This window comes from Pusillimonas sp. MFBS29, from assembly GCF_020687695.1.
GTDB lineage: Bacteria > Pseudomonadota > Gammaproteobacteria > Burkholderiales > Burkholderiaceae_B > Pusillimonas_C.
Genome location: NZ_JAJEWL010000016.1, coordinates 15,974 through 30,974, shown reverse-complemented (window position 1 = coordinate 30,974; position 15,001 = coordinate 15,974). Strand labels below are relative to the sequence as shown.

Here is a 15,001-nt window from a genome sequence, read left to right as displayed (position 1 = left end):
CCATGGTCGATCTAATTTGACGTGCTTTTGGCTAGGTCCGCTAGCACGAACACAAACCTCCACTCCAGTGCATAAACATTACGGGTCCGGATACATGACAAAAATGTAATGTGGCAGGCCCTGAATTAACGACTTGAAACGTGTGCATATGTGGCATGATGAAATTTGGCCCAAATGTCCCTGGGGCGCTAAGAGCATTTAGCCGTGCATGCAGTATGCAACGACCTTGCGCCCAGACCTTTAGAAGGTTTTTATCGCCATGGCGCAGAACAGTTCTGGACACACTCATGATCACAACATGAAGCAGCAGGCTTCCGCCGCTCAACTCACTGATCCTGTGTGCGGTATGCAGGTGACACAAGACTCGCCACATCACGTTGAGCGTCAAGGCAAGCCTTTCTTTTTTTGCAGCGCGAAATGCTTGGAAACGTTCGAGCGCGATCCTGAGAAGTTCCTTGCGCCAAAAAATGCAACCGAAGCGGCTTTCGAGCAAGCAGCTGCGGGCACCATTTATACCTGTCCAATGCACCCCGAGATTCGACAGGATCATCCGGGAAGCTGCCCAAAGTGCGGCATGGCGCTTGAGCCGCTCATGCCCAGCCTGGAGGACGATAATCCTGAGCTGAAAGACTTCTCTCGGCGATTCTGGTGGACGCTGCCCCTTACGGTCATTGTCACCGTGCTGGCCATGTTCGGTCCGCAGCTTGGCTGGTTCAACATGAGCGCGCAAACGTGGATCGAACTCGTGTTGTCAATACCCGTGGTGCTATGGGCTGGGCAGCCCTTCTTCGTGCGCGGCTGGCAATCCGTTGTCAACCGCAGTCCCAACATGTGGACACTCATTGGTCTTGGCACAGGCGCTGCGTTTGTCTATAGCGTCGTGGCGACAGTCGCACCGGGCGTTTTCCCCGAAACCTTCATGTCCATGGGGCGTGTGGCTGTTTACTTTGAAGCCGCGGTGGTGATCATTTCCTTGACCCTGTTTGGCCAGATCCTGGAGCTGCGGGCGCGGTCGCAAACTTCGGCTGCAATCAAATCGCTGCTTGGACTTGCACCCAAAACAGCACGCCGGATCAACGCGGATGGAACAGAAGAGGATGTACCCCTGACGCACGTGCATGAAGGCGATCGCTTGCGTGTGCGCCCTGGGGAGAAAGTCCCCGTAGACGGCTTGGTGGAAGACGGCGCCAGTTCCCTGGATGAATCCATGCTCACAGGCGAACCGCTGCCAGTAAGCAAGCGCCCTGGCGACAAAGTGATCGGCGCAACGATGAACACGTCGGGCTCACTAGTGATTAGAGCTGAAAAGGTCGGCTCAGCCACAGTGCTATCGCAGATCGTCCAGCTCGTCGCGCAAGCCCAGCGCTCTCGCGCGCCGATGCAGCGGATGGCTGATCAGGTGGCAGGTTATTTTGTGATGGCAGTCGTCGCCATCGCCATCATCACATTTTTTGTTTGGGGTACTTTTGGGCCGCAACCGAGCTGGGTATATGGCTTGATTAACGCCGTAGCTGTACTGATCATAGCCTGCCCATGTGCCCTGGGCTTGGCCACGCCCATGTCCATCATGGTGGCCACCGGTCGTGGCGCCACCCAGGGGGTGCTTTTTCGCGATGCAGCAGCCATCGAAAACTTTCGCAAGGTCGATACCCTCATTGTTGATAAGACCGGCACATTAACCGAAGGCCGGCCTGAGTTCGAGCAGGCCATTCCCGCAGGTGACACGGAGGCCGACGAGGTGCTTCGTTTGGCGGCAAGCCTTGATCAGGGCAGCGAACACCCCTTGGCCGATGCTATTGTCAAAGCAGCGCGGGAGCGCGGTTTAAACCTAAGTGCTGTAAATGACTTCGAATCAGGTAGCGGTATCGGGGTACGTGGCCAGGTCGAGGGCAAACGCCTTGCTTTGGGCAATACTGCCTTGATGGATCAAGAAAACATTGATGTCTCGATCATGACCAGTAGCGCTGAATCGTTGCGCGCCAAAGGTGCGAGCGTCATGTATTTAGCTACAGACGGTCAATTAACAGGCTTGCTGGCCGTCTCTGACCCCATCAAGAAAAGTACGCCCGAAGCCGTAAAGGATCTCAAGGCGGCTGGAATCCGGGTCATCATGGCAACCGGCGACGGCGTTTCGACGGCTAAAGCGGTGGCAGAGCAACTAGGCATTGACGAGGTTCACGGTGAAGTGAAGCCGGCCGACAAGCTCGATCTTGTCAGCAAACTTCAAGCAGAAGGCCGAGTTGTTGCGATGGCCGGCGACGGCATTAATGACGCACCTGCTCTAGCCAAAGCCGATGTCGGCATTGCGATGGGTACGGGAACCGACGTGGCGATGAACAGCGCGCAAGTCACATTAGTCAAGGGAGACTTGCGCGGCATCTCGATTGCGCGCCACCTCTCGGACAAAACAATCGCCAATATGAAGCAGAATCTAGGCTTCGCATTCATTTACAACGCTCTGGGCGTGCCGTTAGCTGCCGGCGTTTTGTACCCGTTTCTTGGCCTGCTGCTTTCACCCATGTTCGCGGCCCTGGCGATGAGCCTGAGTTCAGCATCGGTCGTTTTTAATGCCCTTCGGCTTCGAAAGTCTACCTGAAGTGCAACTCGTCGCGTAGGTCGGTGGCACTTGAACTTAGCCAGTAGCCAAAGCTGACTTGTTTGGAGTAATAGCAAATCTTTACGTAAAACAGGAGTTCAGCCATGCGCCAATACCTTCGATTTGCCGCCATGATAGGCACCTCAACCATCATCATGTTCGGCCTTATGTACTTGAATACGTATGAGCTGACCGACGTATTTTTTAGTGAGACGCGCGTCTACATGGCGTTGCTGATGGGCGCTGCGATGGCGATCATCATGCTGGCCTTCATGCTGAACATGCATCAGAATCGCCGGATGAATATCGGGATTTTTGCCGGAAGCGCGGTTGTATTCGTCCTTGCGCTCTGGCTTGTGCGTAGTCAGACAACCATCGAGGACGTTTCTTGGATGAAGGCAATGATTCCACATCATTCCATCGCAATCTTGACCAGCGAACGAGCGAATCTCTCAGATCCGCGAGTTCGTGAGCTGGCCGATCAAATCATCGAGTCACAGCGCCGGGAAATCAAAAAGATGAAAGCACTTATCAATGACCTCGATAAATAAGTTTGCTGTTGATCTTTTACCGTGCCGGCACCTCTAACGTCTGTAGCGCAAAGAGATACAAGTAAACGCCACGTAGCTCCTTTGCTAGACAGCCTCAGTCCTTCGAAAACGGTTTACCAGTAAAGTCAACAGTAATCAGATTACCGTCAAGCTGCCCCATACCCGGCGCGTTCAAAGGCATTCCTGGAGCCGATACGCCCTTCACCGACGAGTCAGCAAGTAATTTGTTGACAGCATTGGCCGGCACGTGCCCCTCTATGATTTGTCCAGTGGCTTCTACCACGCCTGTATGACATGAACCAAGCTGCGATGGCACGCCGAGTCTTTGCTTGACCGAAGCCATATCGGTCGTCTTGATCGCCGTAACATCAAAGCCGGACTCCCGCATATGCTCAACCCAACCGGAGCAGCAGCCGCAATTGGGATCCTGGTAAACCGTAATAGCCGCACCGGCCGCATGTGCAAAGGATGATGCAGCACTCAACGCCGCCGCTACTAGCCATAATTTCATGAAACCGCTCCACGAGGGAAATGTAAAACTATAATTTTCGAAGTAAGGATAAAGACCACAACTAAGCAGCTTAGTTCTGCCGTTGTAAAGTAACTTCCTTCTGTGCCTCTAGAACCTTAGGAGGCCAAGTGCTCTTGATATAAGTCAGTACCGCAATGATCTCTTGGTCGCTGAGAATGTCGCGATACGCGGGCATGTCGCTTACATAGCCTGGAGGTGCTGTCTTCCCAGGGACCAGGCCGTTTTTCACCATATCGACCAACATCGCATCGGGATGGTGCCAGGTATGGCCGCTCTTGTCATGCGGCGGCGCAGGCAGCCTGCCATTGGACATGCGTTCACGCCAGTTCGGCTGGCCTTGCAGGGCCTCGCCATGGCAGGCTGCGCAATTGTTCGCATAGATCGCCTTGCCCTGCATCACAAGGGATTGGTCCGCAGGGTCGATGAATGCCGGGCCAGATGGCCGAATCGTGCTGTAAAGGACGGCGGCGGCGCCGATTATGACGACGCCAACCACTCCAAAGACCAATTTTCTCCGTGTCATTTGAATGCGCTAGATCAGCTGACTTTTACCTTGCCGACCATTCCAGCTTCCATGTGACCCGGAATCAGGCAAGCGAAATCGACAGTGCCCGCCTGGTCGAACTGCCACACCAAGCCGCCAATCTTACCCGGGTCCAATGTAATCATATTCGGTTCCGCATGCTGCATCCCCGGCATCTTCTGCATCTCGGCCGCATGGGCCTTCAAATCGGCCATGGACCCGATCACCATTTCATGAGGGATTTTCCCCGTATTCTTGATAAAGAAACGAACTGTCTCGCCAGCGCGGACCTGGATGTCACCAGGCGTAAACCGCATGGTGTCGTCCATCGTCAGTTCAATCGTGCGCGTAACTTTAGCCGGATCGCCAGGCTGGCCAGTTGGCGAAGGTGCATTCGACATGGTGGACATATCGTGACCGGGCATGCCATGCGCCGGTGCGCCATGCCCCCCGCCATGGTTCCCGGCAGCCAATGCGAGGCTTGGAAGTACGCTCAAAGCCAGAATGGACAGTGTCTTTTTCATATAAATGCTCTCTTGAGATTAGCTTTAACAGGTTGCCTTTTCAAGCCGCCCATGTGGAAAGGTGAAAGACGACTTCAGAAGCGAAAGCTCAGACCGGCCACAAAGCGGGTTTCCTGCCTGGAGTCGCCCGCTGCTCGTGCGTAATCCGCCGTTTTTCCAAACTTGCTGGACCATTCGACGCCCACGTACGGAACGAACTGACGCGTGACTTCGTACTTGAGGCGCAAGCCCGCCGTGCCGTCTGTCAAGCCGCTACCAATGCCCCAGCGTTCATCGTTCTTTCCATAGAAACTCACTTCGACGCTGGGTTGGAGGTATAGCTTCTGAGTCAACAGGATGTCGTACTCGGCCTTCAGCTCCAAAGCGGTGCGGCCGCTCGAGCCAACATAGGCTGTGGCATCGACTTCAAACCAGTAAGGCGCTAACCCTTTAAAGCCAAATGCCAACCATTCCCGGTTCGGCACGCCTTGGCCATGATCGAAACGAAAGCCCAGCTCCGTATCCCAAAACGTAGAAACTGCATGGCGCCACAGAAGTTGCGTCTCAGATTCTTGCAGCTTACCGCTCGCTACTTCCCCTTCGGCTTTGATCACGGCGCGGTTGTAGGTACTGCCGTACCAGGCCTCTCCTTCATAGGCCGCCCATTCCTCGCCGCGCGCCCTGACGTACTCCAACCGGTCAAAATTGACGGAGCCGAAGTTGTGCATGTCGGACATGATTAGCGCATCTGACGGCGGCAACGCATACTTGCCGGCATTGCGGACGTAGCCATCGGAGTAGGCGTCAGGATCGCGAGCGTCCGGCGGCGGCGAGCCGCCCTGCATCTGCATATCGCCATGATCCATTTCGCCACCGCTATGGTCCATGGCACCCATATCGTGTGCGGAGGTTGGCGCATTGGAGCCGGACTGACCGTGCGACATTCCCGGCATGGCGGAAGTGTTTTTGATCGAGTCAGGCTGCTTCATGGGCATTTTCATGTCGCCATGACCCATACCGGGCATGTCCATCGAACCGTGATCCTTATCGGACATGTTCATAGAGCCATGATCCATGCCCGAAGCCGTCGCGGGCGTGCTTGTTGCGGGCAGCGCCGCAGTATGACCGGCATGGCCGGCATGCGTCTGCGCATAGGCAAGCACGGGCATCACTCCCACTGTAGCGATAGCCGCCGCAAGAAACTTCTTCTTCAATTGATTGTTCATGACCAGGATGCCTAACGTGTCGTTCATTGTCTTCATGCCACCACCACTTCGCGAAACATCCCGGCATCCATGTGCAGCATCAGATGGCAGTGCCATGCCCAGCGTCCGAGCGCATCGGCGGTCACGAGAAAGCTGATACGCTGAGCAGGCTGCACGGGTATCGTGTGGCGTCGCGCCTGAAATTGGCCGTCTGGCGTTTCCAGTTCACTCCACATCCCGTGCAAATGCATGGGGTGCGTCATCATGGTGTCGTTGTGCAAAATTACCCTGACCCGTTCGCCATAACGGAAATGGACCGGGGTTGATTTTCCGAACTCGACGCCATCGAACGACCAGGTATAGCGCTCCATATTGCCGGTCAAATGGAGCTCGATTTCACGTTCTGCGCCGCGCGGGTCCATTGGGCCGCCCACGGTGTGCAAATCGGACAGCGTTAGCACGCGTCGGCCGTTATTACGCAGCCCAATGCCGGGATCGTCCAGGTTGGTGCGCGGCATATCGACCCGCATATCAATGCTGGGCCCATACTCGGTCCTGGCATGGCGTACTTGGGTGCTGGCGCCGGCCGCAGACATAGCGCCGTGGTCCATGCCTGACATACCTGCGTGATTCATACCTTGCATGCTGCCGTGATTCATTCCAGCCATATTCCCGTGGCCCATTCCGGCCATGCCTCCATGGCTCATGCCACCGGACGATTGGTTGGCCGCGCCATGGCTCATTCCTGCCATGCCTCCGCCCATAGCGCCCATCATGTCCGCCATGGTCAACCATTCCACGGGGTCGAGCGCCGGTACTGGCGCTTCGAGACCGGCATGCGTGGCTAGCGTACCGCGCGCATACCCTGTCCGGTCCATTGCTTGCGCATAAACGGTGTAAGCGTCGTCCTTCGGTTGTACCAATACATCGTAGGTTTCTCCGGGCCCAAATCGGAACTCGTCCACCGTAACGGGCTCCACATTGACTCCGTCGGCTTGAACGACGGTCAACTGAAGGCCCGGAATGCGTACATCGTAGAAAGTATTAGCCGCACCGTTGATAAAGCGCAGCCGCACCCGCTCTCCAGGTCGGAATAGCCCCGTCCAGTTGCCCGCCGGCGTCGTACCATTCATCAGGTAGGTCAGCACGTTCGCGGACAGATCGGCCAAATCCGTGGGGCTCATGCGCATCTCGTTCCACATCTTGCGCTTGTCGATAGCGGCTTTCAGGCCCATCTGGGAGGCGTCTTGAAAGAAATCGACCGCCGTGGGCTGGTTGTAGTTGTAGTAGTCGCCCTGCATCTTGAGCTTGGCCAGAACCCGCATCGGATCCTCGTCGGTCCAGTCAGAGAGTTGGACGACATACTCGCGATCGGCCCGTATGGAGTCAGTCTGTGCGGGGTCGATAATGATCGCCCCATAGACCCCGGTGGCCTCCTGCATGCCCGAGTGCGAGTGATACCAATACGTGCCGCTTTGCTGCACTTTGAACTGATACATGAACGTTTCGCCCGGCGGAATTCCCGCGAAACTAATCCCGGGCACCCCGTCCATCTGAAATGGCAGGATGATGCCATGCCAATGAATTGAGGTGGTTTCGTTCAGGCGGTTCTTGACGCGAATAGTGACGGTATCGCCTTCGCGCCAACGCAACGTGGGCGCCGGGAGCGAACCATTGACCGTCGTCGCCATACGCGGCGTACCAGTGAAATTCACAGGTGATTCACCGATCTCCAGATTAAATTCGGTCCCGCTCAGTACCGCCGCAGAACCCGTACTAGTTCGGCCTGATTGCATTCCAGCGGCACGGGCAAATGGCGACAAGCCCAGCAACACGCCGCCGGCCACAAGGCCTTGCACAAAACGGCGACGAGGTATGGCCGGGGGGGGAACGGCTAGCGTAGTTGAGCGTTTCACGCGGGGAGAATCCTGTAATGAATCGTTGATCGGAGCTTCGTCTGCCGCATTCTGGGCGAACCGACAAATTGCTATTCCTAACTTTAATCAAGTACGGCTGTCACACGAATGACGGCTCCATTACTTTTCTGTAATCTGTAGCCTGGATCGCACGCGATGCGGTTAGAGAGGTATTGCGGAACCCAACGAACGCAAGAATTTCTTCGGCGCCTGAAACCCGATGACTTGGTAATCGATCTCCATACCCTGTCGGTCGAAAAAGACGATGCCGGGGGGGCCGAACAACTCAAAACGTTTAAGTAGTGCCTGATGATCTGCGTTGTTTGCCGTCACATCGGCCTTAAGCAGCACAACGTCTTTGAGACGCTCTCTTACCTGAGCGTCTGTAAACGTGAAACGCTCCATTTCCTTGCATGAGATGCACCAATCTGCCCAGAAATCGAGCATGACGTAGCGGCCTTCGGCCGCTTGGACTTCGGACTCGAGGTCAGCAAGGCTCGTAACTTTCTTAAACTGCATCTCCGGCGAGCCGATATTCTGCGAGGCTGCAGCGCCTGGACCTCTTAAACCGTCCAAGGGCTGCAAGACATCGCGGCCGCCTGACAGCACACCGATGAGCAACGCAAGGCCCGAAACGAGTGCAATGACCCCAATCCCTTTGCCCAAACGCACAAAGCCAGGCGAGCCGTCAGGCAGGGGATCCAATGCCCTCAGGTACATCGCGGAAATAATGAGCAAGACCGCCCATAAGCTCATATGGACGACAGCAGGTATGACCGGGGAAATCAGGTAGATGGCCACAGCCAACATCGTGACGCCAAAAAAGTTCTGCACGGACTTCATCCACGGACCAGCTTTTGGCAACAGTGCGCCCGCTGTGGTGCCAAAAATCAGAAGCGGGACTCCCATCCCTATGGCAAGCGAGAAAAGCGCCAAGCCGCCCAGCACAAAATCTCCTGTCTGCCCAATGTAAAGCAGCGCCCCAGCCAGCGGTGCCGCAACGCATGGCCCGACAATGACGGCGGACAACACACCCATAACCGATACGCTCAAGACCCTTCCGCCAGCAGACCGGTTTGCGGCGCCCGCTAGGCGGGTCTGAATGGAAGCGGGTATCTGCAGCTGATAAAAGCCGAACATGGAAAGCGCAAGCAGCACGAAGACGGCGGCAAAACTGCCCAGCACCCAGGGGTTTTGCAGGTAGGCCGAGAGCATTGTGCCCGCTAATCCTGCGGCCACACCGGCGAGCGCATAGGTAATGGCCATGGCCATCACATAGGCCAAAGAAAGGCCAAACGCGTGACGACGGCTTATCGAGCGCCCTTGCCCAATGATCATTCCCGATAGAATTGGAATCATGGGAAGCATGCAGGGCGTAAACGCCAGAACCAAGCCAAAACCAAAGAAGGCGGCAACGAGCGCCCACGCATTGTCTTGGGCGAATAATTCTCGAACGAGGTTCGTCTCCGACACCGGAGCGTCGGCTGCCCTCTGGACGCCGCTACTACGCGCTTGCGCTGGCGTGGGGCTCTCATCGCCAGAACCGGAACTCGCGCCAGCTGCCGCCACAAGTGGTACGGACAGCGTCTTCTCTATCGGTGGATAGCAGACGCCGGTGGGGTCGTTACAGCCTTGATAGGACGCTTGCAGAGTCAGCGCCTCGGAAATGGAGCCGGCTGGGCGATTCAACGTAATCGGGATCTGGACGGACCCGTAGTACACCTGCACCTGACCGAAGGTGGGATCATCCTTGACCTTACCTTCAGGTAGCACGACGTTCTTGATCGCTGCGGCGGACGACTCCCGAAGATCAAACGCGATCCTGTCCCGGTAAAGATAATAGCCGTCTGCTGCAGTGAGCGTAGCGACTAGCGTATCGGCCTTGCTGGCCCTTACCGATACTTTGAACGCTTCGTCTGGCGGCAGCAGCTCTTGGTCAGCACCCTCGTCACCAAACCAACCGCGAATAGAATCGAAGATCCCCTGAGTCGGGGAAGCGGAGCTTGAGGCGGTAATACTCGTGGGGCTAGCAGCTACTGCCGAGACTTTCGCCGGACTAATTCCAGGTAGCCACGCCAGTGCCAGTACGAGCAGGGCAGACAACAAACGAATGAAATTCACTTCAACCACTCATCATCCAGAACATCATGATGCCCATGAAAACGAAAGCCAAAATAGCGACCAACCCAATTGCCGCTAGTACTAGGATGACTATTCGCGTGAGTCTGGTTCTCATGGTCTGCTCAAGCATCAAAGCGGTTCGCTGGAGCTGGCGGACGTGAGTGCCCGCCAGCATTAGTCCCTTCCGGTATTTGTACTTGAGTGGGTCCACCGTTCTTTGAAGCGTTGTCGCTGTGGCACGACTGCATGCCTTTCATCATGAAAAGCATCATCAACGGACAAATCAGAAAGAATAAGAATGGGCTCACCGCAGCGATCCACTCCCGCGCGACAGGCAGGGCCGCATACGCCACTGCAATCAGCGCGGCCAGCCCAAGACCGCCTTTCAACATCGTCTTCACATCGCATTTCATTGTCGGCTCTCCTTTTGCTTGCACCCACTGGAATTCAGTCTAGGAACGAGCCTACTGTAACGGTCCGTCGCTGTCAGAAAGGTTGCGCGGGCATTACATCTTTGTCATCTATAAAAAGAACGCGACGGAGGCAATGGATTTGTTGCGATATGTATAAATCACCACATCACTTCACCCTGTCCGAGGCAAAGTCCGTTCTATTTGCAAGAGGCGGCAAAAAACACCATAACCGTTGACATTGCCACTATGGGAATGTTTATCCTGTAGTTTATTCGGTTGGATGAATTACCAATAGAGGGAAAAAATGATTCAGTTTGAAGTGAACGACATGACCTGTGGGCACTGCGTGGGCGCCGTTACGGCCGCTGTCAAAGACGTTGCACCCGAGGCTGTCATTTCGGTTGACCTGGCCGAGCGCGCCGTACGCGTGGAGGGGGTTCCCGACGCGGACGTAGTAGAACAAGCCATTCGCGAGGCAGGGTACAGCCCGTCGCGTAAAGCTTAAAAGGCCAAGGTGCAATGATGCGCCCCGGCCTCAATTTTTTTCGTTGGCCCGCACCGCTGGTGAGGGCAGCGATCCTGCTTGCTAGGCCCCTAAGGCCATCTGCGCCATCCGCCTGCACTCTTCAGCACATCTGCGGCAAGCCTCAGCGCAGCGCTGGCAGTGATCCATTTGGTGTTTTGCGCATTCATCACCGCAAGCTTGGCAGACATCCGCGCACAGACGGCAAAGTGCTTGGGCGAATTCACTGCCCCTGGCCATATAGCTGGCGGCCAGGCGGCAAATTTGTGCGCAATCCATATCGAGCTTTATGCACCGCGCCATGGCTTTGACATCTTGTTCCCCCAGGCATGAGGCTGCGCAGTGGTCGCACTCAGTCGCGCAGGCATAACAAGCGTCTATGCAGGATTGAAACTTTTCATGAGGCATATCGATCTCCAACAAGGTTGAGGTTTGATCATCATGTGGCACCGTCATGCGGGCCACTTCCCTCATGCAGCAACTTGGATGCCTTACCGGCAGCAATTTGCTTATAAATGCTAGCATTTTCGTTCAAACTCAGCCGTGCCCATGACGGCTTCTACCGTAGCATTACAATTTTGTAATGTCGGCGTCATGTTGCCGTCAGCGCCATCGCACTAAAGTCTGACAATGGACGGCAGAACGCTCTTCCTTTCGCGATAACCGATGGACCTACAGGATCGAACCCATGAAGTTGCTGCTGGTCGAAGACGAGACCAAAACCGGTGATTATGTACGCCAAGGGCTAGTTGAGTCCGGCTTCGTTGTGGACCTCGTACGCACTGGCTTAGACGGGCATCATTTGGCCCTGACTGGTTCTTACGATTTGATTATCTTGGACGTCATGCTGCCCGATGTGGACGGTTGGCGTATCGTCCAGGCGCTACGTGATGCGAAATCGTCAACGCCGGTACTTTTTCTGACTGCCCGGGATAGCGTGGAAGATCGGGTCAAAGGGCTAGAGCTGGGCGCGGACGATTACTTAGTAAAACCGTTCGCTTTTTCAGAGCTCCTAGCGCGCGTTCGTACGTTATTAAGGCGGGGCGCCACTCCTGCTTTCCAGGATCAGTTACAGATCGCCGATCTCGTTCTCGATATTCCGCGCCGCCGAGCTCAGCGCCAAAACGTGCGTATTAATCTTACGAACAAAGAGTTTGCCTTGTTGGAGCTCTTGGTGCGCCGGCAAGGCGAAGTGCTGCCTCGCTCGTTGATCGCTTCCCAGGTTTGGGACATGAACTTTGACAGCGACACCAATGTCATCGATGTGGCGATCCGACGCCTACGCGCCAAAATCGATGACGACTTTGATCCTAAGCTTATCCACACGGTGCGCGGCATGGGTTACATGCTCGACGTGACGCTTCCGGAATAGTTGATGAAAAGACGTCCGGCATCTCTAGCTGTACGGCTTACCGTTTCTATTGGGGCGGTCATAACAGTCGTACTACTCACATTCGGCTGGATCGTAGAGCGGTCAATCAACAACCACTTTATCCAGCAAGATGTTGATGAACTGAATGCCGTCGTTCAGGCCTTAAAGCACACGCTAGCCACGCTGCCGCCTGATATAGCATCTGCTGAATTGAATCAGCGGTTTGCCAATGCCGTGTCCGGCCACCATAACGCTCAATATCGTATCTCCTCGGACTCCGGTGCCCTGATCTATGCTACGCCGGGATCAAATTTGGACAGGTTTGCTAGAATCGCTCAGCCTGTAGAGAAAATCACTATCGACACGGTTGGCATATGGCAAGACCACGGCGAGACATTTCGAGGAGCTGTACTACGCAGCGGGAGCGACAGTTTCCCTGCACCACGCACCTTAACCATCGCAGTCGCCACGGGCATCAATTTCCATCTGCATTACCTGGACAGCTTTCGGGACTACCTTCGAATCATCACGGTTGCGGCCTGTCTCATTGCGATTTTGGCGACGTGGCTCGCGGTGCATCAAGGCCATGCACCGATACGGCGCATCAGCCGCGAAATCCGAAAAATCAGGTCTGATCAGCTGCATATACGACTCGAACCACAAGCCGTGCCTACTGAACTGGTCGAGCTCGCAATGTCTTTCAACGGAATGCTTGAGCGGCTTGAGGATGTCTTCCGCCGTCTCTCCGATTTTTCAGGCGACATTGCGCATGAGCTTCGAACCCCCATCACGAATCTGAAAACCCAAACTGAAGTCGCACTTTCTCAGTCCCGCAGCGTCGAACAGTACCGGGAGATTCTGTACTCGAACTTAGAAGAGTACGAACGCATGGCCAAAATGGTCAGCGATATGCTGTTTCTCGCTAAGGCCGACAACAATTTACTTAAGCCTGAGCTCGTTGAAATCGACCTTCAGGCCGAGATGCGGATCCTTTTCGACTACTTTGGCGCCTGGGCCGAAGAGCGCGAGGTGGGCTTAAAGCTTGTGGGGCCACGGGGTTGCATCATCGGAGATCGGCTGATGATACGCCGGGCATTGAGCAACCTGTTATCGAACGCGATTCGATACACGCCTGCAGGAGGCACCGTTACAGCAATCTTCGAAGTCGAATCTACGAATATCAGGCTTTGTGTTCAGAACCCCGGTCCCGTCATACCTCCCGAACACATCACACACATTTTTGAGCGTTTTTATAGACCTGACGCATCGCGACAGCGTACTGGTGAAGGCGCAGGCCTTGGCTTAGCGATTGTTAAATCGATTGTGGAAGCACATGGGGGAAAGATTAGTGCACGCTCGACTGCTGAGGCGACAACATTCGAGATATTGTCACCAGCAACGAAATGTTGAGCATACGTCAGAGTTCGGCTACGACGTATGCTCAACATCAGCTACATCAGCGCGGCAGCCTTCGAAGGGATAGCCGCTTTTCACCACTGGCCGGAAACTCAGGAAACGCACCCCTAGTTCGAGCATGCAAAGTGTCGTTCGCATGCTCGAACGCAACGGTGTCCAGGACACCGAAAACGGGTATACCTATCCACCAATATGGCTCATTTCGACTCGTGGCGAATATGTAACAGGACTAAATCCCCGCGCTTCTGAATACCTATCTGTCCTTTGGATCCATACGGATGCGACTTTTTCCCGTAAGGCATCATCATCGTCTGACTCACGTAACAAGGCGCGCAAGTCCACACTCTGCTGGCCGAATAGGCAGAGATAAAGCCTGCCGTTCGATGCTAACCGGGCTCGAGTGCAATCCCCGCAGAATGGCTGGGTCACACTAGAAATCACTCCGATTTCCCCCTGGCCATCTACGTATCGCCAACGCTTAGCCACCTCTCCCTTAGCAGAAGGTGACACGGGCTCCAACGGAAAGTACCGATGCAACAGAGCTATGAGCTCTGACGACGGATATACCGCACTTCTGTTCCATTGATTGGTATTTCCCACGTCCATAAATTCGATGAAGCGCAAGATGTGGCCGGTGCCACGAAAATACTTGGCCATGGGGAGAACTTGGTCATCGTTGACGCCGCGCTTGACCACCATATTGATTTTTATGGGAGCAATACCTGCAGATCTTGCAACCTCAATACCCTGCAGCACGTCATCGACGGTCCAGTCAGCGTCCGTCATTCTCTGGAATACCGCGTTATCTATCGCATCCAGACTTACATTCAAGCGCTTGACACCTGCTTTCGCAAGGCTTTGTGCCTTACGCGCTAGCAACGCCCCATTTGTGGTCAATGAAATATCAACAGGGCGCCCCTCGGTTGTTGTGAGCGCCACAAGCCTTGAGGCCAACATGTCCACGTCTTTGCGCAGTAGTGGTTCGCCACCTGTGATACGGATTTTTTCTACTCCTAAACTCACGAATACTTTGGCAGCCCGCTCGATCTCTTCGTGAGTCAATAGCTCACTGCGCGGAAGAAACTGAAAATCTTTCCCGAACACCGACCGTGGCATACAGTAGGTACATCGAAAATTACATCGATCGGTGACGGAGATACGCAGGTCTCGTAATGGCCTCGCATGTTGGTCCAGTAAGATAGGCTCGCTTGGGGCCACATCGCCTTTGACTACTGCCGGTATACGTATTGGGCGATGGTCATGCAATAAGTGTTCGTTCATGCTTGGCTTTATCGTTTTTTCAAAAAACCCCGCTTTAAGTTTTCATAAA

Annotated in this window: 14 protein-coding genes; 5 read left to right on the top strand and 9 right to left on the bottom strand. The window is 55.0% G+C overall.

Annotated features, from left to right (window positions below):
• Positions 1-298 precede the first annotated feature (298 nt).
• Together LKR43_RS15975 and LKR43_RS15970 are read left to right on the top strand one after the other, a co-directional pair.
• Positions 299-2,596 (top strand): heavy metal translocating P-type ATPase, encoded by a 2,298-nt coding sequence (locus LKR43_RS15975; RefSeq protein ID WP_227685178.1) that lies wholly within the window; start codon positions 299-301, stop codon positions 2,594-2,596.
• Positions 2,597-2,700: 104 nt separating this feature from the next.
• Positions 2,701-3,147, top strand: a complete 447-nt coding sequence (locus tag LKR43_RS15970) for a DUF305 domain-containing protein (RefSeq protein ID WP_227685177.1) — start codon at positions 2,701-2,703, stop codon at positions 3,145-3,147.
• A 94-nt stretch (positions 3,148-3,241) separates the two neighbouring features.
• Here the strand turns inward: LKR43_RS15970 and LKR43_RS15965 are convergent, their stop codons facing one another.
• The 7 genes from LKR43_RS15965 to LKR43_RS15935 all read right to left on the bottom strand — a co-directional run bounded on the left by LKR43_RS15965 (position 3,242) and on the right by LKR43_RS15935 (position 10,360).
• Positions 3,242-3,658 carry a DUF411 domain-containing protein gene (locus LKR43_RS15965; RefSeq protein ID WP_180033038.1) on the bottom strand — a complete coding sequence of 139 codons (417 nt, stop codon included), beginning with the start codon at positions 3,656-3,658 and terminating at the stop codon, positions 3,242-3,244.
• A gap of 70 nt (positions 3,659-3,728) precedes the next feature.
• Complete coding sequence (locus tag LKR43_RS15960) at positions 3,729-4,202, bottom strand: cytochrome c (RefSeq protein WP_227685176.1); 474 nt, start codon at positions 4,200-4,202, stop codon at positions 3,729-3,731.
• A gap of 14 nt (positions 4,203-4,216) precedes the next feature.
• Complete coding sequence (locus LKR43_RS15955) at positions 4,217-4,726, bottom strand: plastocyanin/azurin family copper-binding protein (protein WP_227685175.1); 510 nt, start codon at positions 4,724-4,726, stop codon at positions 4,217-4,219.
• Between the two features lie 74 nt (positions 4,727-4,800).
• Positions 4,801-5,958: a copper resistance protein B gene (locus LKR43_RS15950; RefSeq protein ID WP_227685179.1), complete on the bottom strand. Its 1,158-nt coding sequence runs from the start codon at positions 5,956-5,958 to the stop codon at positions 4,801-4,803.
• Positions 5,959-5,963: 5 nt separating this feature from the next.
• A complete protein-coding gene (locus LKR43_RS15945) occupies positions 5,964-7,826 on the bottom strand; it encodes a copper resistance system multicopper oxidase (RefSeq protein WP_227685174.1) in 1,863 nt (620 codons plus the stop codon).
• A 162-nt stretch (positions 7,827-7,988) separates the two neighbouring features.
• Entirely contained in the window at positions 7,989-9,956 is a 1,968-nt protein-coding gene (dsbD, locus tag LKR43_RS15940) for a protein-disulfide reductase DsbD (RefSeq protein ID WP_129968236.1), read from the bottom strand.
• Positions 9,957-10,069: 113 nt separating this feature from the next.
• Positions 10,070-10,360: a DUF2933 domain-containing protein gene (locus LKR43_RS15935; protein WP_129968237.1), complete on the bottom strand. Its 291-nt coding sequence runs from the start codon at positions 10,358-10,360 to the stop codon at positions 10,070-10,072.
• 304 nt (positions 10,361-10,664) lie between these two features.
• Here LKR43_RS15935 and LKR43_RS15930 point away from each other — a divergent pair, with 304 nt between their 5' ends.
• Positions 10,665-10,865, top strand: coding sequence for a heavy-metal-associated domain-containing protein (locus LKR43_RS15930; protein WP_113933153.1), 201 nt, complete (start codon positions 10,665-10,667; stop codon positions 10,863-10,865).
• An 81-nt stretch (positions 10,866-10,946) separates the two neighbouring features.
• On the opposite strand, the gene LKR43_RS15925 is transcribed toward LKR43_RS15930, so the two are convergent.
• Positions 10,947-11,291, bottom strand: a complete 345-nt coding sequence (locus LKR43_RS15925; protein ID WP_129968364.1) for a four-helix bundle copper-binding protein — start codon at positions 11,289-11,291, stop codon at positions 10,947-10,949.
• Positions 11,292-11,571: 280 nt separating this feature from the next.
• Between LKR43_RS15925 and LKR43_RS15920 the strand changes: the two genes are divergently transcribed.
• Positions 11,572-12,255 (top strand): heavy metal response regulator transcription factor, encoded by a 684-nt coding sequence (locus tag LKR43_RS15920; RefSeq protein WP_129968238.1) that lies wholly within the window; start codon positions 11,572-11,574, stop codon positions 12,253-12,255.
• A 3-nt stretch (positions 12,256-12,258) separates the two neighbouring features.
• Positions 12,259-13,665, top strand: coding sequence for a Cu(+)/Ag(+) sensor histidine kinase (locus LKR43_RS15915; protein ID WP_129968239.1), 1,407 nt, complete (start codon positions 12,259-12,261; stop codon positions 13,663-13,665).
• A 186-nt stretch (positions 13,666-13,851) separates the two neighbouring features.
• Here LKR43_RS15915 and moaA read toward each other — a convergent pair whose 3' ends face one another.
• Positions 13,852-14,952 carry a GTP 3',8-cyclase MoaA gene (moaA, locus tag LKR43_RS15910; protein ID WP_129968240.1) on the bottom strand — a complete coding sequence of 367 codons (1,101 nt, stop codon included), beginning with the start codon at positions 14,950-14,952 and terminating at the stop codon, positions 13,852-13,854.
• Positions 14,953-15,001: the final 49 nt, after the last annotated feature.